Origin of the sequence: Martelella mangrovi, from assembly GCF_040545495.1 — a bacterium.
Lineage (GTDB): Bacteria > Pseudomonadota > Alphaproteobacteria > Rhizobiales > Rhizobiaceae > Martelella > Martelella mangrovi.
In genome coordinates, this window is record NZ_JBEPLY010000014.1 from 36,353 (window position 1) to 59,776 (window position 23,424).

The 23,424-nt window shown below is 60.7% G+C and carries 20 protein-coding genes; 12 read left to right on the forward strand and 8 right to left on the reverse strand.

From position 1 onward, the window contains the following. Positions 1–25 precede the first annotated feature (25 nt). Genes ABID12_RS17280 through thrC form a run of 4 tightly spaced genes read right to left on the reverse strand, consistent with a single transcriptional unit; the run spans position 26 to position 6,325 of the window. A complete protein-coding gene (locus ABID12_RS17280; RefSeq protein ID WP_354435378.1) occupies positions 26–2,923 on the reverse strand; it encodes an EAL domain-containing protein in 2,898 nt (965 codons plus the stop codon). Positions 2,924–2,932: 9 nt separating this feature from the next. Then, positions 2,933–3,553: a GNAT family N-acetyltransferase gene (locus ABID12_RS17285; protein ID WP_354435380.1), complete on the reverse strand. Its 621-nt coding sequence runs from the start codon at positions 3,551–3,553 to the stop codon at positions 2,933–2,935. A 59-nt stretch (positions 3,554–3,612) separates the two neighbouring features. Then, positions 3,613–4,911 carry a M16 family metallopeptidase gene (locus tag ABID12_RS17290; protein WP_354435382.1) on the reverse strand — a complete coding sequence of 433 codons (1,299 nt, stop codon included), beginning with the start codon at positions 4,909–4,911 and terminating at the stop codon, positions 3,613–3,615. 16 nt (positions 4,912–4,927) lie between these two features. Then, positions 4,928–6,325: a threonine synthase gene (gene thrC / locus ABID12_RS17295; RefSeq protein ID WP_354435384.1), complete on the reverse strand. Its 1,398-nt coding sequence runs from the start codon at positions 6,323–6,325 to the stop codon at positions 4,928–4,930. A 201-nt stretch (positions 6,326–6,526) separates the two neighbouring features. Here thrC and ABID12_RS17300 point away from each other — a divergent pair, with 201 nt between their 5' ends. After that, positions 6,527–7,060, forward strand: coding sequence for a hypothetical protein (locus tag ABID12_RS17300; protein ID WP_106301526.1), 534 nt, complete (start codon positions 6,527–6,529; stop codon positions 7,058–7,060). A 249-nt stretch (positions 7,061–7,309) separates the two neighbouring features. Here ABID12_RS17300 and ABID12_RS17305 read toward each other — a convergent pair whose 3' ends face one another. From ABID12_RS17305 to ABID12_RS17320, 4 genes are all read right to left on the reverse strand, one after another. Next, on the reverse strand, positions 7,310–7,999 hold the full coding sequence (locus ABID12_RS17305; protein ID WP_354435386.1) for an HAD family hydrolase: 690 nt from the start codon (positions 7,997–7,999) through the stop codon (positions 7,310–7,312). Between the two features lie 84 nt (positions 8,000–8,083). Next, the gene (locus tag ABID12_RS17310; protein ID WP_354435388.1) at positions 8,084–9,001 is read right to left on the reverse strand and encodes an NAD-dependent epimerase/dehydratase family protein; all 918 of its coding nucleotides are present in this window, start codon (positions 8,999–9,001) and stop codon (positions 8,084–8,086) included. Then, positions 8,998–9,858 (reverse strand): glycosyltransferase, encoded by an 861-nt coding sequence (locus tag ABID12_RS17315; RefSeq protein ID WP_354435390.1) that lies wholly within the window; start codon positions 9,856–9,858, stop codon positions 8,998–9,000. The genes ABID12_RS17310 and ABID12_RS17315 overlap by 4 nt, the downstream gene beginning before the upstream one ends. Before the next feature lie 4 nt (positions 9,859–9,862). Continuing rightward, positions 9,863–11,083 (reverse strand): NAD-dependent epimerase/dehydratase family protein, encoded by a 1,221-nt coding sequence (locus ABID12_RS17320; protein WP_354435392.1) that lies wholly within the window; start codon positions 11,081–11,083, stop codon positions 9,863–9,865. A gap of 196 nt (positions 11,084–11,279) precedes the next feature. On the opposite strand from ABID12_RS17320, the gene ybgC reads away from it, so the two are divergent. The 11 genes from ybgC (at position 11,280) to ABID12_RS17375 (ending at position 23,341) form a co-directional block, all read left to right on the forward strand. Continuing rightward, entirely contained in the window at positions 11,280–11,744 is a 465-nt protein-coding gene (gene ybgC, locus ABID12_RS17325) for a tol-pal system-associated acyl-CoA thioesterase (RefSeq protein WP_106302162.1), read from the forward strand. 328 nt (positions 11,745–12,072) lie between these two features. Continuing rightward, positions 12,073–12,792: a protein TolQ gene (gene tolQ / locus ABID12_RS17330; RefSeq protein WP_106301512.1), complete on the forward strand. Its 720-nt coding sequence runs from the start codon at positions 12,073–12,075 to the stop codon at positions 12,790–12,792. Between the two features lie 21 nt (positions 12,793–12,813). Beyond that, positions 12,814–13,266: a protein TolR gene (gene tolR, locus ABID12_RS17335; RefSeq protein ID WP_106301510.1), complete on the forward strand. Its 453-nt coding sequence runs from the start codon at positions 12,814–12,816 to the stop codon at positions 13,264–13,266. Positions 13,267–13,275: 9 nt separating this feature from the next. Further along, entirely contained in the window at positions 13,276–14,430 is a 1,155-nt protein-coding gene (locus tag ABID12_RS17340) for a hypothetical protein (RefSeq protein ID WP_354435395.1), read from the forward strand. 79 nt (positions 14,431–14,509) lie between these two features. After that, entirely contained in the window at positions 14,510–15,817 is a 1,308-nt protein-coding gene (gene tolB, locus ABID12_RS17345) for a Tol-Pal system beta propeller repeat protein TolB (RefSeq protein ID WP_106301504.1), read from the forward strand. A 210-nt stretch (positions 15,818–16,027) separates the two neighbouring features. Further along, entirely contained in the window at positions 16,028–16,573 is a 546-nt protein-coding gene (gene pal / locus ABID12_RS17350) for a peptidoglycan-associated lipoprotein Pal (protein ID WP_106301501.1), read from the forward strand. A 194-nt stretch (positions 16,574–16,767) separates the two neighbouring features. Beyond that, the gene (gene ybgF / locus ABID12_RS17355; protein ID WP_354435398.1) at positions 16,768–17,559 is read left to right on the forward strand and encodes a tol-pal system protein YbgF; all 792 of its coding nucleotides are present in this window, start codon (positions 16,768–16,770) and stop codon (positions 17,557–17,559) included. Continuing rightward, positions 17,559–18,893: a tRNA lysidine(34) synthetase TilS gene (tilS, locus tag ABID12_RS17360; protein WP_354435399.1), complete on the forward strand. Its 1,335-nt coding sequence runs from the start codon at positions 17,559–17,561 to the stop codon at positions 18,891–18,893. The genes ybgF and tilS overlap by 1 nt, the downstream gene beginning before the upstream one ends. Positions 18,894–19,003: 110 nt before the next feature. Then, a complete protein-coding gene (gene ftsH / locus ABID12_RS17365) occupies positions 19,004–20,953 on the forward strand; it encodes an ATP-dependent zinc metalloprotease FtsH (RefSeq protein ID WP_106301492.1) in 1,950 nt (649 codons plus the stop codon). Positions 20,954–21,188: 235 nt separating this feature from the next. Further along, the gene (gene glmM, locus ABID12_RS17370; protein WP_106301489.1) at positions 21,189–22,547 is read left to right on the forward strand and encodes a phosphoglucosamine mutase; all 1,359 of its coding nucleotides are present in this window, start codon (positions 21,189–21,191) and stop codon (positions 22,545–22,547) included. A 47-nt stretch (positions 22,548–22,594) separates the two neighbouring features. Continuing rightward, positions 22,595–23,341, forward strand: coding sequence for a hypothetical protein (locus ABID12_RS17375; protein ID WP_354435400.1), 747 nt, complete (start codon positions 22,595–22,597; stop codon positions 23,339–23,341). The last annotated feature ends 83 nt before the right edge of the window (positions 23,342–23,424 follow it).

Below are 23,424 nucleotides of genomic sequence, written 5' to 3' on the forward strand. Positions count from 1 at the left end.
GCGTATCCCGCACCCAAGGGCGATATCAGGCCTCTGCGGCCGCGACTTCCTTCAGCAGGCGCAGTGCGACGGGCGCTGCCACGGATGTGCCGTAGAGCGGCCCGCTGGCATAGGTGCAGCCGGCATCGGCAATGGCCTTCGCGTCGACCTCGCTGCCGACGTCGGTGACGCCGACGGCCGTGCCCAGTCGCGAAGCCAGGTTGGTGAACGCCTCGATCAGGTCGGTCTGGGTCTCCTGATTCTGCTTGAAGACCGCATTGTCGATGTAGGCTGCATCGAAACGGAAGCCCTTGAGCAGCGTCAGTGATCCCTGGCCGTTGCCGAAATCCGACAGCGTCACGCCGGTTCCGATGGTGCGCAGATACTGAAGCGCGAGCTTGGCCTGTTCCGGAGCCTTCTGGATCACTTCTTCGGGGATCGAGAAGACGACCTGACGCGGCGCGTTTTCGGACTGCCGGACGAGGCTTTCCAGCTCGATCAGCGTACTGGTCCTGAGCATTTCCGTACAATTGAGCTCGATCGAAACGAAGGGACGGGCCTTCGGCAGAGCCTGCTGCCATGCGGCAAGGTCTTCCAGCGCCTGCCAGACGGTGTAGAGCACCAGTTCCGACGAACGCTCTGCCTCGCGGCTGATCTCGAAGATTTCGCCGGTTGAAATTTCGCCGCGCTGGGGATGTCTCCAGTTGAGCACGCATTTGAAGCCGGCCACCTTGTGACTGTCGGCGCGCATGACCGGCCGGTAGAACACCGACATTTCCTTGCGGTCTATGGCTCTGGCGAGATCGGCTTCCATGCGTTTGCGCTCATCATCGAGCATGCGCAGAGCCGGCCGGTAGGTTTCGACGGTGTTGCCGCCCATGCGCTTGGCGCGCTGCATGGCGAGCCGGGCATCCTCCAGGAACGTCTCCGCCGATTCCTGACCGTCGTGCCACGGCGCAATGCCGATCGATGCCGTCAGTGCAATCTCCCGGTTTTCGAATGTAATCGGCACATCGATTGCGGCAACCAGTTCATCGGCGAATTCGGCAACGGCATCGGGATTGGTCTGTGACTGCAGGATGATGGCGAAGCTGTTGCCGGAAAGCCGTGTCAGCGTGTCCTGCGGCTTCAACAGTCTCTGTATGCGACGTGTCAATGCAATCAGGATGTTATCGCCGGCGGCAAAACCAAGCGTTTCGTTGATATCGTGGAACCGGTCGATATCGGCGACGATCAGCGTCGGTTGCATTGCCGGCACGGTTGCCGACATCGTCACCAGGCATTGCAGCCGGTCGATGAGAATGGTGTGGTTGGGAAGCCCCGTCAGGTTGTCGACAACGGCATCCTGCAACAGGCGCTGGGTGCTGACCTTGTGGTCGGTCTGGTCCGTCAGCGTGCCGACGCAGCGGATCACTTCGCCATCGGTGCTGAGCACGGGGCGGGCGCGGATCAGCATCCAGTGGTAATGACCGTCATTGGCGCGAATGCGAAATTCGAGCTTCAGCCGGCCGCGTCGCCATTCGAGAAACAGGTCGAGTGTCGACCGGAACCGGTCGCGGTCGCCGGGATGCAGGTATTGCAGCCAGGTGCGGGCCGGACCGTTGAGCGCGCCGGGGGAAAGACCCAGTTTCGGTGCGAAATCCGGTTCGGTGACAATCCGGTCACGCCCCACATCCCAGTCCCAGACCGTCGCTTCCGTTCCCAGCAAAGCCAGCGCCTGACGCTCCAGATCGGAGAACAGGCCGGGTTGATAGGCCCCGCCGGCGAAGGAATGCTGGATGACGGTAAAGCCGAGCAGCAGCACGATCAGGACGAGACCGCCGGCAAGCGCGGGCTCGACAATGTCGTTGTCGATGCGGCCGGTGACTGTCATCCAGGCTGCAAACAGCCAGGCGACAATCAGCGCCCAGGCCGGCATCAGCAGGATGGCCCGGTCATAGCGGCGCAGGCTCAGATAGATCATCAACACGATGCCGGCGACCACGGTTGCCGCAAACGAGATCCGGGCAATGCCGGCCGCTGCCGGCGGATCAAACAGCGCCAGCGCAAAAAGCGCCATCAGCAGCACACCCCAGGCGGCTGCCGCATAGCCAAGCTGGGCATGCCAGCGGGCCAGATTGAGATAGGTGAACAGGAACACCACAAGGCTGAAGGCGACGGCGACATCGGCGCTTGCCCGCCATATCCGCAGGTCGCCGGGCGACAGCGGGATCAACTGGTTGAGGAAATTGAAATCGATCGCGACAAACAGAAGAACCGACCATGCCAGCATAGCCGTTGCCGGCAGGACTGTCGTTCCCTTCACCACAAACAGGATGCTCAGGAAAACCGCCAGAAGCCCGGCAATGCCGAGCACCACGCCGTGATACAGCGTGAAGGCGTTTTCCGTGTCCTTGTAGGCGTCCGGCTGCCAGAGATAGAGCTGCGGCAGCTCCGCCGTGTTCAGCTCCGCCACGAAGGTGATGACCGCGCCGGGATTGAGCGTGATTGAAAACACATCGGCATCGTCGCTTGCGACACGGTTGAGCGCAAAGCCTTCCGAGGGCGTGATTGCCGCAATCCGCGAAGACCCAAGATCGGGCCAGAACAGCCCGGAGGCGGGCAGGCGGAAATGCGGTGCAACGATCAGACGTTCGAGCTGCTCATCGGAAATATTGGCCAGCGAAAACACCGCCCAGTCGCCGGGGTGATCCGCATCGCTCGAGCGCACCTCGATCCGGCGTCTGATGCCGTTGGCATCGGGAACCGTGGAAATCTGAAGGACATTGCCTGCGTTGGGATAGAGATCGATCTGATTGGTGAGGTCGATGGCGATATCGCCGCGTGACACCTCCACCGGCTCGACCGCGAATGTCTGGGCTGGCGCAGACAGAAACACCAGTATCAGCGCGAGGGTGGCAAGGACGTATCGGTAAAACCGGGAAAGGTTCAGGGGCACTCGCATCTCAGCTCTTCAATTCCGTTTGGCGCGATGGTCATCTTTGAGCAGGGCATAAAGATGGTGATCCTGCCATTGGCCGTTGATGCGAAGGTATTTTTGCAAATGCCCCTCCTTGGTGAAGCCTGCTTTTTGCAGCAGCGAAGCACTGCGCCTGTTTGAGGGGATACAGGCGGCCTCGATGCGGTGCAAGCTCAACTCCTGAAAGATATATGGAATTACGATCTGAAGCGCTGCAAACATGTGGCCCTTGCCGGCATAGGGCTCGCCCATCCAGTAGCCCAGCGTGCACATTTGTGCGACGCCCCGACGGATCAGCCCGATGGTTATGCCGCCGACAAGCGTGTCGGTTTCCTTCAGGAAGATGAACAGCTGAATGCTGGTGCCCTCGTCGAAATCCTGGTTCAGGCGATCGATGCGCCGGCGAAAGGCGCGCGCGCGCATGTCGTCGACGTTCCACAGCGGCTCCCATGGCTGCAGGAAGGCGCGGCTTTGTATCCGCAATTGCCGCCATGCCTGATAGTCGGAGGCGCGGGGCAGGCGCAGCAGGTGCGTCTCGGACTGTATGGCGAAACCGCGTCGCCTGAGCGCCTTAGGCGCAGCAAAAAGGGCGAACAACCGACTGTCTCCACTCATCAGGACCGCCGTTGCCGGGCATAAGGGCGAATTGGCGTCGTTCGTTCGCCATCACACTTTCAAAGGCCCGCCGGGGCGGTTTCCTTCTCCTGAAGGGCGAGGCTTTGGACGATTTCGTCAAGCGGCGCGAGCTGCTCGATGGGGCCGACGGCCGACAGCGTCGGCGTGGCATCGTAGAACGCGCGACCGGCAAGATCCGTCAGTCTCCTGGGCGTGATGTTCTCGATCCGCATCATCATTTCCTCGTTGGGGATCGGACGTCCCCAGAGCATGACCTGGCGGGCGATCTGTCCGGCGCGGGCGGCCGCACTTTCCTGCCCCATCAGCAGTTGCGCGCGGATCTGGGCGCGCGCGCGCTCGATTTCCGTCGGATCGACCTTTTCGGCCGCTTCGCGCAACTCGTTGATGATCACCGGAACCAGTTCTGGCAACTGGTCGCCACCGGTTGCCGCGTGCACGGCGAAAACGCCCGAATCGGAAAAGCCCCAGTGGAAGGCGTAGACCGAATAGCAGAGGCCGCGGATTTCCCGGACTTCCTGAAACAGCCTGGACGACATGCCGCCGCCGAGCACATTGGCCAGGATCTGCGAGCAGTAGAAATCCTGGGCGTGATAGGCCGGTCCCTCGAAGCCGAGAATCACCTGCGCATCGGAAAGGCTGCGCATTTCGCGGGCCTCGCCGCCGGTATAGTTTGCCGCTTCCACCAGCGGCGGTGTTGCGGGCTTTTGCGGCAGGGCCGCGAACCGGTCTTCCACAAGGCGGGCGAAGGCGTCATGGTCGACAGCGCCGGTTGCCACGATATAGATTCGGTCGGTCGTGTAGTTGCGGGCAAGATAGCGGCGGATATCGTCCGGCGTGAAGGCCATCACCGTTTCCGACGTGCCCAGGATCGGCCGGCCGATCATCTGGTCGCGGTAGGCCGCACCGGCAAAATTGTCGAACACCACGTCGTCGGGGATATCGTTGGCTGCGCCGATTTCCTGCAGAATGACGTTTTTCTCGCGCGCCAGTTCTTCCTCGTCAAAGGCCGAACTGGTCAGAATGTCGGCGAGGATATCCACGGCAAGCGGCAAGTGGTCCTTCAGAACCCGCGCATAATAGGAGGTCGTCTCCGTCGAGGTCGCGGCGTTGACCTCGCCGCCGACATTCTCGATTTCCTCGGCGATCTGACGCGCAGTCCGGCGCTTGGTGCCCTTGAAGGCCATGTGTTCCAGAAGATGGGCGATGCCGTGCTCGTTCTGGAGTTCGTTGCGGGATCCCGACTTGATCCAGGTTCCGATCGCCACGCTCTGGATATGAGGCATGTTCTGGGTGACGACGGTCAGCCCGGAGGGAAGCCGGGTGTACTCTACTGTCATGCGATCCTGTTTCCTATCATTGGCGTCCAGTGCTCAATCCGTTGCGAACGAATGCTTCCACCGCGTCGAGTTCGGGGGGAAGGACACTGAAATGCTCCTCCTTGTCCATCAGGCCAGCAAGCCATGCCGGGAGCGCCGGGTCAATACCACAAGCCGATTTTACGGCGGCGGGAAACTTGGCGGGGTGCGCCGTTGCGAGCACCACCATCGGGTTTTCAGACTGATGCGCCCGCGCAACCGACATTGCGACAGCCGTGTGCGGATCAATCACGACGCCGGTTTCTTTGAGCGTGCGGGCGATCTCGGCTGCGGCATCCTGCTGATCGGTGCGCCCGGCGGAAAATACGGAGCGGATATGCTGGAGCGTTTCTTCTTCGATGTCGAAGGCGCCTGACTGTTTCAGCCCGGCCATGGCCCGGCGGATATAACCGGCGTCGCGCGCGCTTGCCTCAAACAGCAGGCGTTCGAAGTTGGACGAGATCTGGATGTCCATCGACGGCGAGGTCGTTGCCTCAACGCCGCGCATTTCATAGCGGCCGCTTTCAAGCGCACGTGCCAGAATGTCGTTTTCGTTGGTGGCAATCACCAGCCGGCCGATGGGCAGCCCGATCTTTCGCGCGACATAGCCGGCGAAGATATCGCCGAAATTGCCGGTCGGAACGGTGAAATCGACCGCGCGGTCGGGCGCTCCGAGCGAGACGGCGGCGGTGAAATAATAGACCACCTGCGCCATGATGCGCGCCCAGTTGATCGAGTTGACGCCGGAAAGCTTCACCTCGTCGCGAAAACCGCCATCGGCGAACATCGCCTTGACCAAGTTCTGGCAGTCGTCGAAATGCCCTTCGACGGCAATCGCGTGGACATTCGGCGCGCCGAGCGTGGTCATCTGCCGCTGCTGGACCGGCGAGACCTTGCCGTGCGGAAACAGGATGAAGATGTCGGTGCGCGTGCTTGCCGAAAAGGCATCGATTGCCGCCCCGCCGGTATCGCCCGATGTTGCGCCGACGATCGTCGCGCGTGTGCCGCGGGCTTCCAGCGCATAATCCATCAGCCGCGCCAGAAGCTGCATGGCGACATCCTTGAACGCCAGCGTCGAGCCATGGAACAGTTCGAGCGTGAAGCGGTTTGCCCCGCTCTGGACAATCGGCGTTACTGCCTCGTGCCGGAAGGTGGCGTAGGCCTCGTCGATCATCGAGCGCAGGCGGTCATCGGGAATTTCGCCGCCGACAAACGGCTTGAGGATGATAAAGGCGATTTCCTGATAGGACTTGCCGCGCAGCGCGCGAATATCTTCTGTGGACATCTGCGGCCATTCGCGCGGCAGGTAAAGACCGCCGTCAGATGCCAGTCCGGCGAGAAGCGCGTCGGAAAAACCGAGGGTCGGAGCATCGCCCCGCGTCGAAATATAGTCCACGCAAAGCCCCTTTATGCTTGCCAGGTGTCGTAAAATGTCTAGCTTGTGGCACGCTCAGGCCTTACCGGTTGTCTCGGGAAGGCTTCGGGCGTGGCGCGTGGCTGCGGGTCATGCCAGACAATCGAATTCTTGCGTTTGCGCTGATATAGAACAAAGCCGGAGGGCTTGAAAAGCCCTTGAGAGAGGAAAGGAATACTCGCCGTGTCATTTCGCACAACCCGCCGTCTGGCTGCTGCTTTGGCCCTTGTCGGGCTCGCGGCCTGTTCAACAACCGAACCTGAGCCGGAACCCGCGCCGGCCCAGCCGATCACGCCGGGCATCAATCTGACCGCGCTTTCGCGTATCTGCCCGAAGGCCATGCTGGATGACGACCAGACCTTCAAGCGTATCTATTCGCCTTCGAGTTCCGATGATGCGGACGATCTGGCCTATCAGGTTTCCCTGTCGGAATATACACGCACCTGCTCTGTGGCGCCGAGCGGTGATCAGCTGTTGCTGCAGGTCGCCGTTGCCGGCCGCCTGATCGGCGGTCCGAAGGCAAGCCCCGGGACCTACAAGGTGCCGGTACATGTCGAGCTGGTTGACGGCTCCGTCGCGCTTTACGATCAGGTCATCACGCAGGAAGTCGAGCTGCCCGCCGAGGGGCTTTCGACGCAGTTCCTGTTCAAGGCCGACAATATTCCGGTGCCCCCCACGGCAGGCGAGAATACCCGCGTGAGGGTCGGCGTTAACTGAGCCTGGAGGATGCGGGCGCCGTTAAACGGCGTCCCGGTTTGTTGATAAACCTGCCCCTCACTCCGGGTCATCCTCGGGCTCGACCCGAGGATCCAGGGCCACACGATGTACGCTTTCTTGAAACCCTTTCTTGTCAAAGGGCTGAGTGGAATGGATGCTCGGATCACGTCCGAGCATGACACCTGTGGGGACGGCTGACGGAGGCAACAACCCGTACGTCTTCGGGTTTGTCAGCAGTCTGGGGCGCCGTTAAACGGCGTCCGACCATTCCAGAAGCGCGGTTGCCACTGCCGGCAGGTCTTCCATCCGGTGGATCACGGTTTCCGCACCGGCCTCGGTCAGCTGATCGGCATGGCTTGGCGTGGTATGCGATGCGCCCGTAAAGCCGATAACACGCATGCCGGCTGCCGTTGCGCCGGTGATGCCGTGAACGGAATCCTCGATCACCAGCGTATTTTTCGGTTTCGCCCCCATTTTTTCAGCGCCGTGCAGGAATATGTCCGGCTTCGGCTTGACCCGGTCGGGCCCAAGGCTTTCGGCGGAAAAGATGTTGGGCTCGAAAATGTCGAGCAGGCCGACCTTGGTCAGCATCATCCTGATCCGTTCTTCGCTCGAATTGGAGCATATGCAGCGCGGTTCGGAAAGCTGGGCCACGGCCTCTCTTACGCCGGGGATCGGTTGCAGTTCGCGTTTCAGACGTTCATCGAGAATCGTTTTGGACTCGTCGATCAGCGTTGCCTGCAGCGGAATTGCCGCTTCTTTTTCGACCGCCAGCAGGATGTCGCGCCAGGTCATGCCGGCAAACCGTTCGCCGATTTCGCCGGCCGTGATCGGATAGCCGGCCTCGGTCAGGAGTTTCGATTCCACCTGCGCGGCGAGAATTTCCGAATCGACCAAAACGCCGTCGCAGTCGAATATGATGAGGTCAAAGCGGCTCATTGATAAATCCTGTTGGTCATTGATGTCCCGGGGTGTGGGACGATAGCACGTCGCACATAGTATTGATCGGCGGTCAGATCAATTTCATGAATGCTCGCGGCCGTCCTGCCGGGCCAGAAAACCCTCGACCAGCGTTTGCAGCGTGGCGCTGAAAAGCGGAATGCCGCCCGTGCGCCAGCCAAGCGCATTGAGCCGGCTGGTCGCCATCACATTGATGCGGTCATGATCGGCGCGTGCGGGGAGCGGGTGAGGCGAGGCGAGCGCCGCCTTCAGCGGCGCAAGGATCGTGTGGTTGTCGACCACGATATCGGAGACGTGGAGCGCTTTTCCCGAAACCTTGGGGATCGGCGCGCCGAGAACGGCCAGAACCGCGTCCGCAAGATCGCGTCCGTGCAGTTCGCTGCCTGCTCTTGGTTCGATCGTTCGGCCCGCGAGATAGTTTTCGAAAAGTGCTTCCCACTTGTTGGGAAACAGGTCGCCGTAAATGCCGGTGGCGCGCAGGCTCACCGGCACGAAGCCGGGTCTGGCAAGGGCTGCAAGCGCCTTTTCGGTTTCGAACTTGATGGTGCCGTAAAGGCTTGCCGGATTGGGCACAAGGGTCTCCGGCAACGGTGTTGCATCAGGGTAGCCGTCAAACACGGCACGGCTCGACAGAAAAACGCAATGCCGCACCCCGGCCGCCCGGGCAGCCTCGAACAGGGCAATGCTGCCATTGACATTCAGCTTCACGAAACCGGCCGGATCGTCTCCCTCGCCGCCGCGATAGCGTCCCGGCACATGGGAGAAAGCAGCGTGGACGAATGCGTCGATATCTTCAAACAGCTCGTCGGAGACGCGCTCGGCCGAAAGGTCGAGCGGCCTGTAGCCGACGGCGGGTGAAAACAGCCCGTCTGGCGGCGCGGAACGGCCGGCGACGGAGACCTGATGGCCTGCCGCGAGACAACCTTCCACGATATAGCGACCGGCCAGACCGGTGCCGCCACTGACGAGAATGTGCTTCATGCCGGTTTTTTCGGGTTTTCGAGCGTTGCGATATCCGGAATCTTGTCGCCGTCGAAATAGGCCCACCAGAGATCGATCAGCGGTTTCAATTGTTCGGCGCGCGGGTGGTCGTCCTCCCACGGCTTTTCATACTGGTAGTGCAGCACGCCGATATCGGACCAGTTCCAGAGGTCCGGCAGGTTGAACCAGACATATTGCAGCATGTTCATGAACACCGGCAGGCCATGCCAGTCAGGAAAGAATTCCTGAAGGAAGGTCTGGTCGGTCCGCCGCCAGAAGGCATCCGGCGCATCGAGCGCTTCCAGCATGGCCTCATAGGTCGTCATGTCCGGTCGGGCAACAAACACGCCGGAATTCAGCCGGTGAAAATCCGCAACGCTTTCATAGACATTGGGTGCTGCGGAAAATTCCGGGTAGAAGAACAGCTTGTCGATATTCTTCAGCACGATCGCATCGGCATCGATGAACACGGTGGCGTGGTATTCGGTCAGCTGCCAGAGCCTGATCTTGCAGAAATTGTCGAGCGGCGTGTGGAAGTCCGGCTTGCGGCCCTTGGTGAAGGGGGCATTGCCGTGAACTTCGCGGCGCGCATGGCGGGCATTGAAGGCTTCCGATAACGGCAGATGGTCGACGCCGATCAGCCGGCAGCCGATATCCTCGAGCTGTTTCAGGCTTTCTTCGGGCGTGCCGCCGGTATGCAGCACGACAACATCGGCCGGCGTGCCGGTCAGAAAGATTGACCGCGCCAGCGCCAGCGCGCCCATGGCGTAATCGGCGTTGGTCACCAGTGTGACGAAGGCAAAGGGGGCCTTGGCGTCCGCGCTGCGGCGGACGCCTTCGTGTGCAGGATCAGTCATCGGATCACGAAACCGATTTCAGCGACTTGCCTTCCGGATCGCGATTGATCGTTGTGGCAATATCCTTGGTCCATGCCGAAACGGCCGGAACGCGCTTGCGGTCGACGCGGTAGGCATATTTCTTGGCGATGTCGACGATCTCTTCCAGAAGACCTTCCTTCAGCGTCGTCGGGTTGAGGCCGAGCGAGAGGAACTTGTCGTTATTGACGATCAGTTCGTTTTCCGGCGCTTCCTTGCGCGGGTTGGGCAGCCAGGCGATTTCGGTGCCGCTCATTTCGGAGATCATCTTCGCCAGATCGCGCACCCGGTGGGTCTCGGTCATCTGGTTGAAGATTTCAACGCGGCTGTTGCGCTCCGGCGGATTGTTGAGCGCCAGCTCGATACAGCGCACCGAATCCTGAATATGGATGAAGGCGCGGGTCTGGCCGCCGACGCCGTGGACGGTCAGCGGATAGCCGATTGCCGCCTGAATCAGGAAGCGGTTCAGCACCGTGCCGTAATCGCCGTCATAGTCGAAGCGGTTGATCAGCTGTTCGTGGCGCTTGGTCTGTTCGGTATGGGTGCCCCAGACAATGCCCTGATGCAGGTCGGTGATCCGAAGCCCGTCATTCTTGGCGTAGAAGGCGAACAGCAGCTGATCCAGGCACTTGGTCATGTGGTAGATCGAGCCCGGATTGGCGGGGTAGAGGATTTCCTGGGAAACCTTTTCGCCCGTCGTGGCCTCGATATCGACCGGCAGATAACCTTCCGGGATGGCCGCGCCGACGGTCGAATAGCCGTAAACGCCCATGGTGCCGAGATGGATGACATGGGCATCGAGATCGATCTCGACGAGCGCATTCAACAGGTTGTGCGTCGCATTCACATTGTTGTCGACCGTGTAGTTCTTGTGGCGGTCGGACTTCATCGAGTAGGGGGCTGCGCGCTGCTCGGCGAAATGGATGATGGCGTCCGGCTTTTCATCCTCCAGCCATTTCTTCAGGATTTCATAATCCTTGGCGAGGTCGATGAGATGAAAATGAATCCGGCGGCCGGTTTCGGCATGCCAGATACGGGTGCGCTCCTGAATGGAGTCCATCGGCGTGAGCGACTGAACGCCGAGTTCGGTGTCGATCCAGCGCCGCGACAGATTGTCGATGATATGGATTTCGTGTCCGGCATCAGACAGATGCAGCGACGTAGGCCATCCGATAAACCCGTCTCCGCCCATAACCGCAATTTTCATGGAGCCACTCCGATCTGTTTTCTCATGCAGTGAATTTCGATGTTAACCGACTCCAGTATGACATAAATGCAATGTTTTTTTTACGCAATCGATACTGATGCCGCAGGCCGGACCCTTTCCGTTGCCGGTTTTACGGTTGCGAAGCCGCTCCGCTCTGGATTAGGAGAGAGCCGAAAACGCTTCAATGAGGTCCGGCATGACGGAAAAAAGCGGTGAAAATACATCGGATCTGAGCGGCTGGCTCGAACCCGGAAAACATCATCTGCGCCAGCGGGTCTATTATGAGGACACCGATTTTTCAGGTGTCGTCTATCACGCCCGCTATCTTCATTTTTTCGAACGCGGCCGCACCGATTACCTGCGCTGCCTCGGTGTCGAGCAGCGCACGCTTTATACGATCGATGAGGAAGGGCTGGCATTTGCGGTTCATCACATGGACCTCAAATTCATCCGTCCGGCCCGCATGGACGATATTCTTGAGATCACCACGACGACGGCGAGGGTGACCGGTGCGCGCATGGTGCTTGAGCAGTCGATCTCGGCCAATGGCGTGCTGTTGACGACGGCGACCGTCACGGTGGTGGTGATCAACAAGCACGGTCGCGCCCGACGGATGCCGGATGAACTTGCCCGTACATTGCTTGGCGGGCAGGGCGAATAAGCCAAAAGCTTGACAATCGCGGGCTTGCTAAAACATGAGTATTATGTGAAGGAATTTCGCCGCCGCTTTGCGGGGTCGTGATTTTGACTAGCTGCCATAGGTTTCAGGGTCTCCGGGACCGCCGGTAACCGGGTGTTAACCATGATCATGTTTCATGCGAGAAGCGGGATTTCGGGCCGGTTTGCCCAGCTTTCACCACGTTTTTGTACGAGATGGAGCTGATATGTGCACTTCTGCAAATCCCATCGTAAACCGAAACTGACTCGCAGGCGGCTCTAACTGTACCCGCCCGGTAAGCCGGGCCCCTATATTCAAGGACTTACGTCACATGGAACAGCTTGGGTTGGAAGCAGCACACGCCGATGTCGGCTTGCTGGCGCTCTTCATGCAGGCCGGATTGATCGTCAAACTGGTGATGATCGGCCTGATTGCCGCTTCAGTCTGGACGTGGGCGATCGTGATCGAGAAGATCATTGCCTACAACAAGGAACGCCGCGCCTATAACCAGTTCGAGGATGCCTTCTGGTCGGGCACGTCGCTGGAAAAACTCTATTCGAATCTTTCCGAGCGTAAGACCTCCGGCATGTCCGCGGTTTTCGTGGCCGCCATGCGCGAGTGGAAAAAATCCTTCGAACGCGGCGCCCGTGCGCCGGTCGGCCTGCAGATGCGCGTTGAAAAGGCGATGGATGTGGCCATCCAGCGCGAATCGGACAAGCTTGAGGCCCGTCTCGGCTTTCTGGCCAGTACCGGTTCTGCCGCCCCCTTCGTCGGTCTGTTCGGCACGGTGGTCGGTATCATGACCTCGTTCCAGGCAATTGCCGGTTCGAAATCGACCAATCTCGCCGTTGTCGCTCCCGGTATCGCCGAAGCGCTGCTGGCCACTGCCATCGGTCTGGTCGCGGCTATTCCCGCCGTTATCGCCTATAACAAGCTCTCTGCCGATTCCGGCAAGCTGATTGGCCGCATGGAAGGCTTTGCCGACGAATTTGCCGCGATCCTGTCGCGCCAGATCGATGAGAAACTCCAGTCGCGCCCGGCTGCGGAATAAAGCCTGGAAGGGGATAGCGATATGGGAATGACCGCAGGAACAAGTGCGACAGGCGGAAGCCGCCGCGGACGCAGGCGCGGCCGCCGCGGTCCTGTCAGCGAAATCAACGTGACGCCGCTCGTCGACGTCATGCTGGTGCTTTTGATCATCTTCATGGTTGCCGCACCGATGATGACCGTCGGCGTGCCGATCGATCTGCCGGAGACGCAGGCGCAGGCGCTTAACTCCGATACCCAGCCGATCACGATTTCAGTCAATCCGGAAGGCCAGATCTTCCTGCAGGAGACCGAGATCGGGATCGATGAAGTCGTGCCGAAGCTCGAGGCGATTGCCACCACCGGCTACAGCGAGCGTATCTATGTGCGCGGCGATGCCAGTGCCGGTTACGGCACGGTGATGCAGGTCATGGCGCGGATTTCCGCGGCCGGTTTCAAGAATATCGGACTGGTGACCCTGCAGGAACAGGATAGCTGATCTTTCGCCATGACGCGCAGCCTTGCCATCTCTTTTGTTCTCCACTGTCTGGTCATTGGCTGGGCAGTGTTTCTGCTCGGCACGCCGCCATCGATGGAAGTGGCGGATGTCGATGCATTGCCGGTGACGCTGATCCCGGTGGAGGATGTCACGCAGGTGCAGCAAGGCGATGAAAATGCCGATCTTGCCGACATCGCCGCGCCGATCCCGACGCGGCGGCAGGATCAGGTGGCCGATGCGCAGAATGTCGGTGAAAACGACATCGACCTGAATACCGCGCCGGAGGCGGCGCCTGCCGATGTCGAGCAGGACCAGGCCGCACTTCCAACGCCGTCGGCGGCTGAAACACCGGAGCCGGCGCCGCAGGAAGACGTGGCCGAAACGCCGCCGCCCACGCCGGCCGAGCGCCCGGAACCCGCGCCGGAGCCAGCACCGGCGCCGGAACCAACGCCTGCGCCCGAGCCGACGCCATCACCTGAACCCGCACCTGCGCCTCAGCCCGAGGCCGCAGTGGTCCCCGAACCGGCCCCGGCGCCGACACCGGAACCCGCTGAGACCGCTGCACCCGAGCCCGAGCCGGAACCTGAAGCGCCTGCCGAGCCCGAAGAGCCGGAACTGGCCTTCCCCGACCAGGCGCCGCTTCCGACGCGACGTCCGCCCGAACCGGCACAGCAAACCCGCACGGCGCAGGCACAGCGCACCGACAGCCAGACCACGGCCTCGACCACGACGGAAGAAGATGACTTCAATGTCGATGACATTGCCGCGCTCCTGAACCGGACCGAGGCAACCGGCGGCGGCGCACAGCGCAGCGAAACACCGGCGGCGCTGGGGACGGAACGCAACACCAGCAATGCACAGCTTTCCCAGAGCGAGCTGGATGCGCTGCGCGGTCAGATCCAGCGCAACTGGTCGATCCTGGCCGGTCTTGACGGCGCGGAAGGGGTGCGCATACGCATACACATGAAGCTCGATCCGTCCGGTGCGATTGTCGGAGCACCCGAGGTGACGGCAACGGGGGGAAGTGAAAGCGCACGGCGGATTCTCGCCGGCGGCGCCCGCCGTGCGGTGCTGAAATCCTCGCCCTTCGTCCAACTTCCGCCAGAAAAATATGACGCCTGGAGCGAAGTTATCGTGAACTTTGATCCAAGCCAGATGCTTTAACTTTTAACCGGAGGACTGCGGACCGGTATCGCCATCCGCATCAGACCGACGCAATCAACGCTGAAAGGCCTGTCCTGCCATGCTTAAACGCTGTCTCGTATTTCTTTCCGTCGCCTGGGCCGGTTTCGGCCTTCTGTTCGTCGCACCAGCCAATGCGCTGGTCGAAATCGACATTTCGCGCGGCAATGTCCAGCCGCTGCCGATAGCGATTACCGATTTCATATCGGATGACGGGCTGGGAACGGATATTTCCGGCGTGATCGCCGACGATCTCGAGCGCTCGGGTCTGTTCAAGGCGGTTGACCGCTCGGCCTTCATCCAGCAGATCAACGATCCGGATCAGACACCGCGTTTCGAGGACTGGCGGCTGATCAATGCCGAGGCTCTGGTCGTCGGCCGGGTTACCCGTGAGCCGGACGGCCGCCTGCGTTCGGAGTTCAGGCTTTGGGATACCTATGCCGGCCAGCAGATCATCGGTCAGCAGTTTTTCACCCAGCCCGACAACTGGCGTCGCGTTGCCCACATCATTGCCGATTCCATCTATCAGGCGCTGACGGGCGAGCAGGGCTATTTCGACAGCCGCATCGTCTATGTTTCCGAAAGCGGCCCGAAGACCGACCGCAAGCGCCAGCTCGCGATCATGGATCAGGACGGCCACAATGTCCGCATGCTGACGGATGGTCAGTATATGGTGCTCACGCCGCGGTTCTCGCCGAACCGGCAGGAAGTCACCTACATGTCCTATGAAAACGACCAGCCGCGCGTCTACCTGCTGCAGCTGGAGACGGGACAGCGCGAGGTCGTCGGCAATTTCCCGGGAATGACCTTTGCGCCACGGTTTTCGCCGAACGGCCAGCGCATCATCATGAGCCTGCAGCAGGACGGCAATGCCAATATCTACACCATGGATCTCAGGACCCGCGCCACGACGCGGCTGACCAGCACGTCCGCCATCGACACATCGCCGTCCTATGCGCCCGACGGCAACCAGATTGTGTTTGAAAGCGACCGCGGCGGCCGTCAGCAGCTCTACGTCATGAACGCCGATGGCTCGAACCAGCACCGTATCTCGTTTGGCGACGGCAGCTATTCGACGCCGGTATGGTCTCCGCGCGGCGACCTGATCGCGTTCACCAAACAGTCCGGGGGCAAGTTCTCCATTGGCGTGATGAAGCCGGACGGCAGCGGCGAGCGCATTCTGACCACCGGCTTCCACAATGAAGGTCCGACATGGGCGCCGAATGGCCGCGTCCTGATGTTCTTCCGTCAGAATGCCGGCGAGGGCGGTCCACACCTTTATTCCATCGACCTGACGGGCTACAATGAACAGCGGATTTCAACGCCCGACTATGCTTCGGACCCGGCCTGGTCGCCGCTTCTGGAGTAGTGGCGAAGGCGGTTTTCGGCTGCACATTTACTGTTTGTTAACGATCTTCGTTGAGGGGTGGTTAACGGCGATTTGCTAGGCATGTGTCGACATTGACCGGTCTGTCGCAGACGTTGCGCAACCGATCGGCAGACCATCGGTTATCATGGCGTACCTGAACCGATTTTCCGGTGTCGGACACGAAATTGGAACGCTTGAAGGAGAGCGGTAATGAGCCGAGCTATGCTTGGATTTGAAGGCCTTTCGAGGAAGAAAGCGATGAGACCTGCCGTTGTTGCGCTCTGTGCGGTGATGGCGCTCGGCCTTGCCGGCTGCGCTTCCAAACAGGAAAACCTGCCCGGTAGCGGCGGTCAGGGTGTGGCGGGCGCCAATGCCGGTGTTGCCTCTCCCGGCACCACGCAGGATTTTGACCTCAATGTCGGCGATACGGTCTATTTCGAGACCGATTCGGCCGCGATCACCCCGATTGCCGCCCAGACGCTCGACAAACAGGCCCAGTGGCTGCAGCGCTATACCAGCTATTCGATCCGCATTGCCGGTCATGCCGACGAGCGCGGCACACGCGAATATAACCTTGCGCTTGGCGCACGGCGCGCCACGGCCACCAAGAATTACCTGGTTTCGCGCGGTATTCCGGCCAACCGGATTTCGACGATCTCCTACGGCAAGGAACGGCCTGTCGCTGTCTGCGACAACATTTCCTGCTGGTCGCAGAACCGTCGTACGGTCACCGTGCTGGGTGGCGCCGGAAGCTGATCCGGCCAATGGATATGAAGAAAAACCGGCTTTTGGCCGGTTTTTTTGTGTCTGCAGTGCAAGAAAGTGCTTTTTGATCTAAATATGGCCGGAAATATCGTGTCCGACGACACGCAAGTCCATTTTACCGGCTTTAGGAAGGGATCATGAGAAAAGCATTTTTATGTCTGTTGGCGGGGAGCGCCTTTTTGGGGATGCAGGCAAGTGCTGGGGCTGCCGGCTTTTCGGTGTTTCCGGCAAGAGGCAACACGCAACCCCAGACCGTTCAGGTCCAGGCGACCGATCCTGCCATGCGGATCATGCAGCTTGAAGAGCAGGTCAGGAACCTCAACGGCCAGGTTGAGGATCTGAGCTTCCAGATGTTGCAGATGGAGGAACGGATCCGCAAATTGCAGGAGGATATGGAATTCCGGCTGCAGGATCTGGAAAGTGGCATGGCAACGCCGTCCGCACCTTCATCATCCGAACCATCGCCGGACAACGGGACTGACAATGAGGCGGCTTCGATCGACAATCCGCCGCCCATGCCCGACAGCGCGATGAATGACGCGAGCATTCCCGGCGATGTTTCGCCGGACCTGCCCGAGGGAGCGGAAGGGGGCGGTGACGATGCCGCCTTCTACAACACGGCCTATAATCTCGTCCTGTCCGGCGATTATCCGCAGGCCGAAAATGCCTTTGGCGAGTTTGTGCTGAGCTACCCCGACAGCCCGCTCATTCCCGATGCGAGCTTCTGGCTTGGCGAATCGATGCTGGCCCAGCAGAAATACAACGAGGCCGCCAAGACCTTCCTCAACGCCTACAAGGCCTATGGCAATTCCGACAAGGCCCCTGAAATGCTGCTGAAACTCGGCCAGTCGCTTGCCGGTATGGATAACAAGGACGCCGCCTGCGCGACCTTTGCCGAGGTGCCGGTGCGTTACCCCGATGCGGCACAGGCCGTTCTGGACAAGGCCCGCTCGGAGCAGTCGGCCAACGGATGCTGATGGCGGCGTCGATCCCGGCTGCCGATACGCTGGCCCGCAGCGCACCGCTGCGCGCTGCACAGGACTTTGTTTTACAGCTGAAACCGCACTGCCATGTTCTCGTTGCCGTTTCCGGCGGCGGCGATTCGATCGGGCTGCTCTCAGCACTTTTGGCGGCAAAAACGATATCCGGCAGGAACGATATCCAGCTGACGGCTGCAACGGTCGATCACGGTCTGCGCCCCGAAGCGGCTGACGAGGCGCTCTGGGTCGGCGCTTTTTGTGCCGAACGCGGCATTGCCCATCACACCCTTGTCTGGGCCGATGACAAGCCACAGTCCGGGCTGATGGTCGCCGCCCGCCATGCGCGCTATCGCCTGCTTTCCTCTCTGGCCGGCCGCTGCGGCGCCGATGTCATCGCCGTTGCCCATACGATGGACGACCAGGCCGAAACCTTCGCCATGCGCGCCAGTCGCGGCGCTTCGACAGTCTTGACCGGCATGGCCGACAAAACCCTGATCGAGGGAAGGCACTGGATCGCGCGACCGTTTTTGAAGATCGGACGCAGCGCCATCCGCGATTTTCTTACACTGAACGGTCTGTCCTGGATCGATGATCCGAGCAATGACGACGCGCATTATGAACGGGTGCGGACGCGCCAGAGCATTCAGGAAACCGTCGAAACATTGGCAGCCGATGCGGAAAAGGCAGCGCAAGCGCGGGACAGATTGTCGCGCAGTGCAGCACACCTTTTTGCCGGTATCGCCACGATCCACGGCGCCACCGTGGCGCAGCTCGATATTGACGGTCTTCTCGGCGCCGGGGACGCGGCCCGTTATCTGCTCAATATTCTTGTTCCCGCGCTTGGCGGCCTTTCCTATGGCCCCGGTGGCGATGTGCTGGATCGCGTGACCGCGCTCTGCACAGCGCCGCACGGCGCCCGCATGACGGCCGGACGCTGCCTTTTCGAGAGGCACCGTGGGCATCTGTTCATTCTGCGTGAACGGCGCGGCCTGCCGGAAACGGAAATCGCGCCGGGCGGGAGCGCCGTCTGGGATGGGCGCTTTTGCTTTGAAAACCGGTCGCAGGCGGCACTGCGCATCCGGCCGGCAGGCCCGGATGGCGCGGGCGATGCAGACGCTTTTTCAGGGCTGCCGCCGCGGCTTGCCCATCTTGCCGCCGCCGTGTGCCCCGTGGCCATGGATACTGCGGGGAAGCAGGTACTTCCGACGGGTGTCTATCTCGCGCCGTTCGACCGGTTTTTGCCGGGATTCGACCTGACACTGGCAAATATGATGGCTGCGGCTTTCACGCATGCGGCCTATCGTGAACCGGCCGCAACCTATTTACGTTGAGAAAATGAATCTTGGAACCGGCTTGTCTTGGCAAGACAGGGTGCGGACCCTATGTTAGGCGTAATTCAGCGGCATTCTGACGTGCCGGACATATGATTTCGGGGAGTTTAATGAACCCAAACCTACGCAATATTGCGCTGTGGGCGATAATCGCGTTGTTGCTGGTCGCGCTGTTCAGCATGTTCCAGTCAACGCCGTCGCACAATGCGGGCAACGCGGTGGCCTACTCGCAGTTCGTGAATAATGTCGATTCCGGAAGGGTCAAGGATGTGACCATCACCGGAAACAACATCACCGGCACCTATTCCGATGGCGCCGGCACGACTTTCCACACCTATGCGCCGGTGATCGACGACTCCTTGCTCAACAAGCTTGAGGCCAACAATGTCGACGTCACCGCCAAGCCCGTCAATGATGGTTCCGGCGGTATTCTGAGCTATGTCGGCACGCTTCTGCCCATGCTGCTGATCCTCGGTGTCTGGCTGTTCTTCATGCGTCAGATGCAGGGCGGTTCGCGCGGCGCCATGGGCTTCGGCAAGTCCAAGGCCAAGCTTCTGACGGAAGCGCATGGCCGGGTGACGTTTGACGATGTCGCCGGTGTCGACGAAGCCAAGCAGGATCTCGAGGAGATCGTCGAATTCCTGCGTGATCCGCAGAAGTTCCAGCGCCTTGGCGGCCGCATTCCGCGCGGCGTGCTGCTGGTCGGCCCGCCCGGTACCGGTAAGACGCTTCTGGCGCGTTCCGTTGCCGGTGAGGCCAATGTGCCGTTCTTCACGATTTCGGGTTCCGACTTCGTGGAAATGTTCGTCGGTGTCGGTGCATCCCGTGTGCGCGACATGTTCGAACAGGCCAAGAAGAATGCGCCCTGCATCATCTTCATCGATGAAATCGATGCGGTTGGCCGTCATCGCGGCGCCGGCCTCGGCGGCGGCAATGACGAGCGCGAGCAGACGCTGAACCAGCTTCTGGTCGAGATGGACGGTTTCGAGGCCAATGAGGGCGTGATCCTGATTGCCGCAACCAACCGTCCCGACGTTCTCGACCCGGCATTGCTGCGTCCCGGCCGTTTCGACCGTCAGGTCGTGGTGCCGAACCCGGATATTGTCGGCCGCGAGCGCATTTTGAAGGTTCACGCCCGCAACACGCCGCTGGCGCCGAATGTCGACCTCAAGGTGGTTGCCCGCGGCACTCCCGGCTTTTCCGGCGCGGATCTGATGAACCTCGTCAACGAGGCCGCCCTGATGGCAGCAAGACGCAACAAGCGCCTTGTCACCATGGCCGAATTCGAGGACGCCAAGGACAAGATCATGATGGGCGCCGAGCGGCGTTCCTCCGCGATGACCGAGGCGGAAAAGAAGCTGACGGCTTATCACGAGGCCGGTCATGCGATTGTGGCGCTGAAGGTGCCGGTAGCCGATCCCGTCCACAAGGCGACGATCATTCCGCGCGGCCGTGCGCTGGGCATGGTCATGCAGTTGCCCGAGGGTGACCGCTATTCGATGAGCTACAAGTGGATGATCTCGCGGCTGGCGATCATGATGGGCGGCCGTGTTGCCGAGGAACTGACCTTCGGCAAGGACAACATCACCTCCGGCGCTTCGTCCGATATCGAGCAGGCCACCAAGCTTGCCCGGGCGATGGTGACGCAATGGGGCTTTTCCGATGAACTCGGTCAGGTGTCCTATGGCGAAAACCAGCAGGAGGTCTTCCTTGGCCATTCGGTTTCGCAGAGCAAGAATGTCTCCGAATCCACGGCGCAGAAGATCGATTCGGAGGTTCGTCGCCTGATCGACGAGGCCTATGTCGAGGCCACCCGGATTATCAGGGACAACAATGACGGCTTCGTTGCGCTGGCCGAAGGGCTGCTCGAATACGAGACGCTGTCCGGTGACGAGATCAAGTCGATCCTTCAGGGCGAAAAGCCCTCGCGTGATCTGGGTGACGACACACCGCCTTCGCGCGGGTCTGCGGTGCCCTCCATGGGTCCGAAGAAGGATACGCCATCAGGCAAGCCTTCCGACGGAACGGAAGGCGACGGTTTCGAGCCGCAGCCCAACTGAGACAAGGACCGCCGGTTTCCCCGGCGGTTTTTTCTTGTCCGCGTGTGGGTGGTCGGCAAGACAGGGCTCTTTCTTTCGGCCCTTTGCGGCACTGAGGCGCGCTTTCCGGTAACGTCGTGTTAGCGTTGTTGACGTTATTTTAGGTGCCCTGAAGCCGATTTTCTGCCATGAGAGCGCATTGATGGCCCGGCAGAGACACGACCGTCGCCCGCGGGCGGCTGAGATGAGGAACGACATGGCACGCAAGTATTTCGGAACCGACGGTATTCGCGGACAGTCCAACACTTTTCCGATGACGCCCGATCTGGCCATGCGCGTCGGCATCGCTGTGGGGACGATCTTCCGTCGCAATGACCACGCCCGCCGGGTGGTGATCGGCAAGGATACGAGGCTTTCCGGCTATATGCTCGAAAACGCGCTGGTTGCGGGTTTTACGGCGGCCGGCCTCAATGTTTATCTTCTCGGCCCGATCCCGACGCCGGCCGTTGCCATGCTGACGCGCTCGCTCAGAGCCGATGTCGGCGTGATGATTTCGGCGTCCCACAATCCCTATGCCGATAACGGTATCAAGCTTTTCGGCCCCGACGGCTACAAGATGTCGGACGAGATCGAGGCCCGGATCGAGGCGCTGGTAGACCGTCAGGATTTTTATCCCCAGCTTGCCCGTGCCAACGAGATCGGCCGTGCCAGCCGCGTCGAGGGCGACATTTATCGCTATATCGAGTTCGTCAAGCGCACACTTCCCCGGGATGTGACCCTGCACGGCCTGCGCGTCGTGGTCGACTGCGCCAATGGCGCGGCCTACAAGGCGGCTCCGACCGCGCTTTGGGAACTGGGTGCCGATGTGGTGACGATCGGCGCGGAGCCGAACGGCCTCAACATCAACAAGGAATGCGGCTCGACCTATCCGAAGACCTTGCAGGCCAAGGTGCATGAAGTGCGCGCCGATATCGGCATTGCGCTCGATGGCGACGCCGACCGGGTGATCATCGTCGACGAGAAGGGCAACATCATCGACGGCGACCAGCTGATGGCGGTGATTGTCGGCAATATGGCCGATGACGGAGCGTTGAAGGGTAATGGTCTTGTGGCCACCGTCATGTCCAATCTCGGGCTCGAGCGGCATCTCAACAGCAAGGGGCTGGAACTGGCCCGCACCAAGGTCGGCGACCGTTATGTCGTCGAGCACATGCGCCAGCACGGCCACAATGTCGGCGGCGAACAGTCGGGCCACATCGTGCTTTCCGACTTCGGCACGACCGGCGACGGACTGGTGGCGGCTCTGCAGATACTTGCTGCGGTCAAGCGCGCCGGCAAACCGGTGAGTGAAGTCTGCCGCAAGTTCGAACCGGTTCCCCAGCTGCTGCGCAATGTCCGCATTCAGGCGGGCGCCGCGCCGCTGGAGAATGGCAATGTCAAAAAGGCGATTGCCGACGCCGAAGCCGAGCTGAAGGGCAGGGGCCGCCTTGTCATCCGTCCGTCCGGCACGGAACCGCTGATTCGCGTGATGGCCGAAGGTGACGACCCGGCCCAGGTGGAACGTGTCGTCTCGGGTCTCATCGACGTGATATCCAGCGTGCGCGACGCGGCCTGAGGGGGACCGGGGCGACAAAACAGGCGTGCATAGCTGGCAGGGGGCCAATGAAAGTTATCTCTTATTATACCCTCGATACGCCTTATGCGGCCGAGGTTCGGGCGCTTGAGGCAAGTCTCAGGATGCACGGTCTTGACTATGCCATCGAAGGCCTGCCTGCGAGAGCCAGCTGGGTTGAAAACTGCGCGCAGAAATCAGCTTTTGTTCGCGACATGGCGCAGAAGTTTGACGAGGATTTGTGGTGGCTTGATGCCGACGCTGAATTGTGCGGATCACTGCCCGACCTCGGTCGCGAGGGCGTGGATATCGCCGCTTATGCCACGGATGGCTGGAGCCTGAACAGCGGCACGGTGTTTTTTGCCAACACGGATGGGGCGCGCCGGGTCATCGATCTCTGGTGCAGCTATTGTGAGACCTGCCCGTTTGTATGGGACCAGCTGCTTTTGATGATTGCAGTCCACAATGTCCGTTGTGATGGTGATCTTGTTTTCCGGGATCTGCCGGAAACCTACTACAAGCGCACCAAAAGCAGGCCAATGAAACGACTGAAGCACCAGCTTTTTATGGCATTGGGTTTTGAAAAGCGGCCGGTCGTGCGCCAGAATCAGGCATCAAGGCGTTTTAAATCCTCAGCGCAGACAAAGGGTAAGATGCGGGAGTTCTCCAGCGATGATGCCCCGGCTGACGTACGCGCGGCTCTCAGGAACCGTTCATCCGAGAAAATCAGCATGGAAGAACTTCTGCGTGGTTCCGTCTTCGACCTTTCGCGAGAGGAAACTTTGTGTGCGGAGTAAGTGTGCTTTTCCTGTAGGAAACGGCGAGCGTCCTGCCGGAAATCGCTCGGCAGACTTCGTCTGATCTTGCAGAGCAGATGACA

Bases quoted from the DNA above. Each gene is read 5' to 3' on its own strand.
- tolB (WP_106301504.1), top strand. From the start codon at position 14,510: ATGCTTAAACGCTGTCTCGTATTTCTTTCCGTCGCCTGGGCCGGTTTC.
- ABID12_RS17305 (WP_354435386.1), bottom strand. From the start codon at position 7,999: ATGAGCCGCTTTGACCTCATCATATTCGACTGCGACGGCGTTTTGGTC.
- tolQ (WP_106301512.1), top strand. From the start codon at position 12,073: ATGGAACAGCTTGGGTTGGAAGCAGCACACGCCGATGTCGGCTTGCTG.
- ybgF (WP_354435398.1), top strand. From the start codon at position 16,768: ATGCAGGCAAGTGCTGGGGCTGCCGGCTTTTCGGTGTTTCCGGCAAGA.
- ABID12_RS17320 (WP_354435392.1), bottom strand. From the start codon at position 11,083: ATGAAAATTGCGGTTATGGGCGGAGACGGGTTTATCGGATGGCCTACG.
- ABID12_RS17340 (WP_354435395.1), top strand. From the start codon at position 13,276: ATGACGCGCAGCCTTGCCATCTCTTTTGTTCTCCACTGTCTGGTCATT.
- pal (WP_106301501.1), top strand. From the start codon at position 16,028: ATGAGCCGAGCTATGCTTGGATTTGAAGGCCTTTCGAGGAAGAAAGCG.
- glmM (WP_106301489.1), top strand. From the start codon at position 21,189: ATGGCACGCAAGTATTTCGGAACCGACGGTATTCGCGGACAGTCCAAC.
- tolR (WP_106301510.1), top strand. From the start codon at position 12,814: ATGGGAATGACCGCAGGAACAAGTGCGACAGGCGGAAGCCGCCGCGGA.
- ABID12_RS17280 (WP_354435378.1), bottom strand. From the start codon at position 2,923: ATGCGAGTGCCCCTGAACCTTTCCCGGTTTTACCGATACGTCCTTGCC.
- ABID12_RS17315 (WP_354435390.1), bottom strand. From the start codon at position 9,858: ATGACTGATCCTGCACACGAAGGCGTCCGCCGCAGCGCGGACGCCAAG.
- ABID12_RS17285 (WP_354435380.1), bottom strand. From the start codon at position 3,553: ATGAGTGGAGACAGTCGGTTGTTCGCCCTTTTTGCTGCGCCTAAGGCG.
- ABID12_RS17310 (WP_354435388.1), bottom strand. From the start codon at position 9,001: ATGAAGCACATTCTCGTCAGTGGCGGCACCGGTCTGGCCGGTCGCTAT.
- ybgC (WP_106302162.1), top strand. From the start codon at position 11,280: ATGACGGAAAAAAGCGGTGAAAATACATCGGATCTGAGCGGCTGGCTC.
- tilS (WP_354435399.1), top strand. From the start codon at position 17,559: ATGGCGGCGTCGATCCCGGCTGCCGATACGCTGGCCCGCAGCGCACCG.
- ABID12_RS17375 (WP_354435400.1), top strand. From the start codon at position 22,595: ATGAAAGTTATCTCTTATTATACCCTCGATACGCCTTATGCGGCCGAG.
- ABID12_RS17290 (WP_354435382.1), bottom strand. From the start codon at position 4,911: ATGACAGTAGAGTACACCCGGCTTCCCTCCGGGCTGACCGTCGTCACC.
- ftsH (WP_106301492.1), top strand. From the start codon at position 19,004: ATGAACCCAAACCTACGCAATATTGCGCTGTGGGCGATAATCGCGTTG.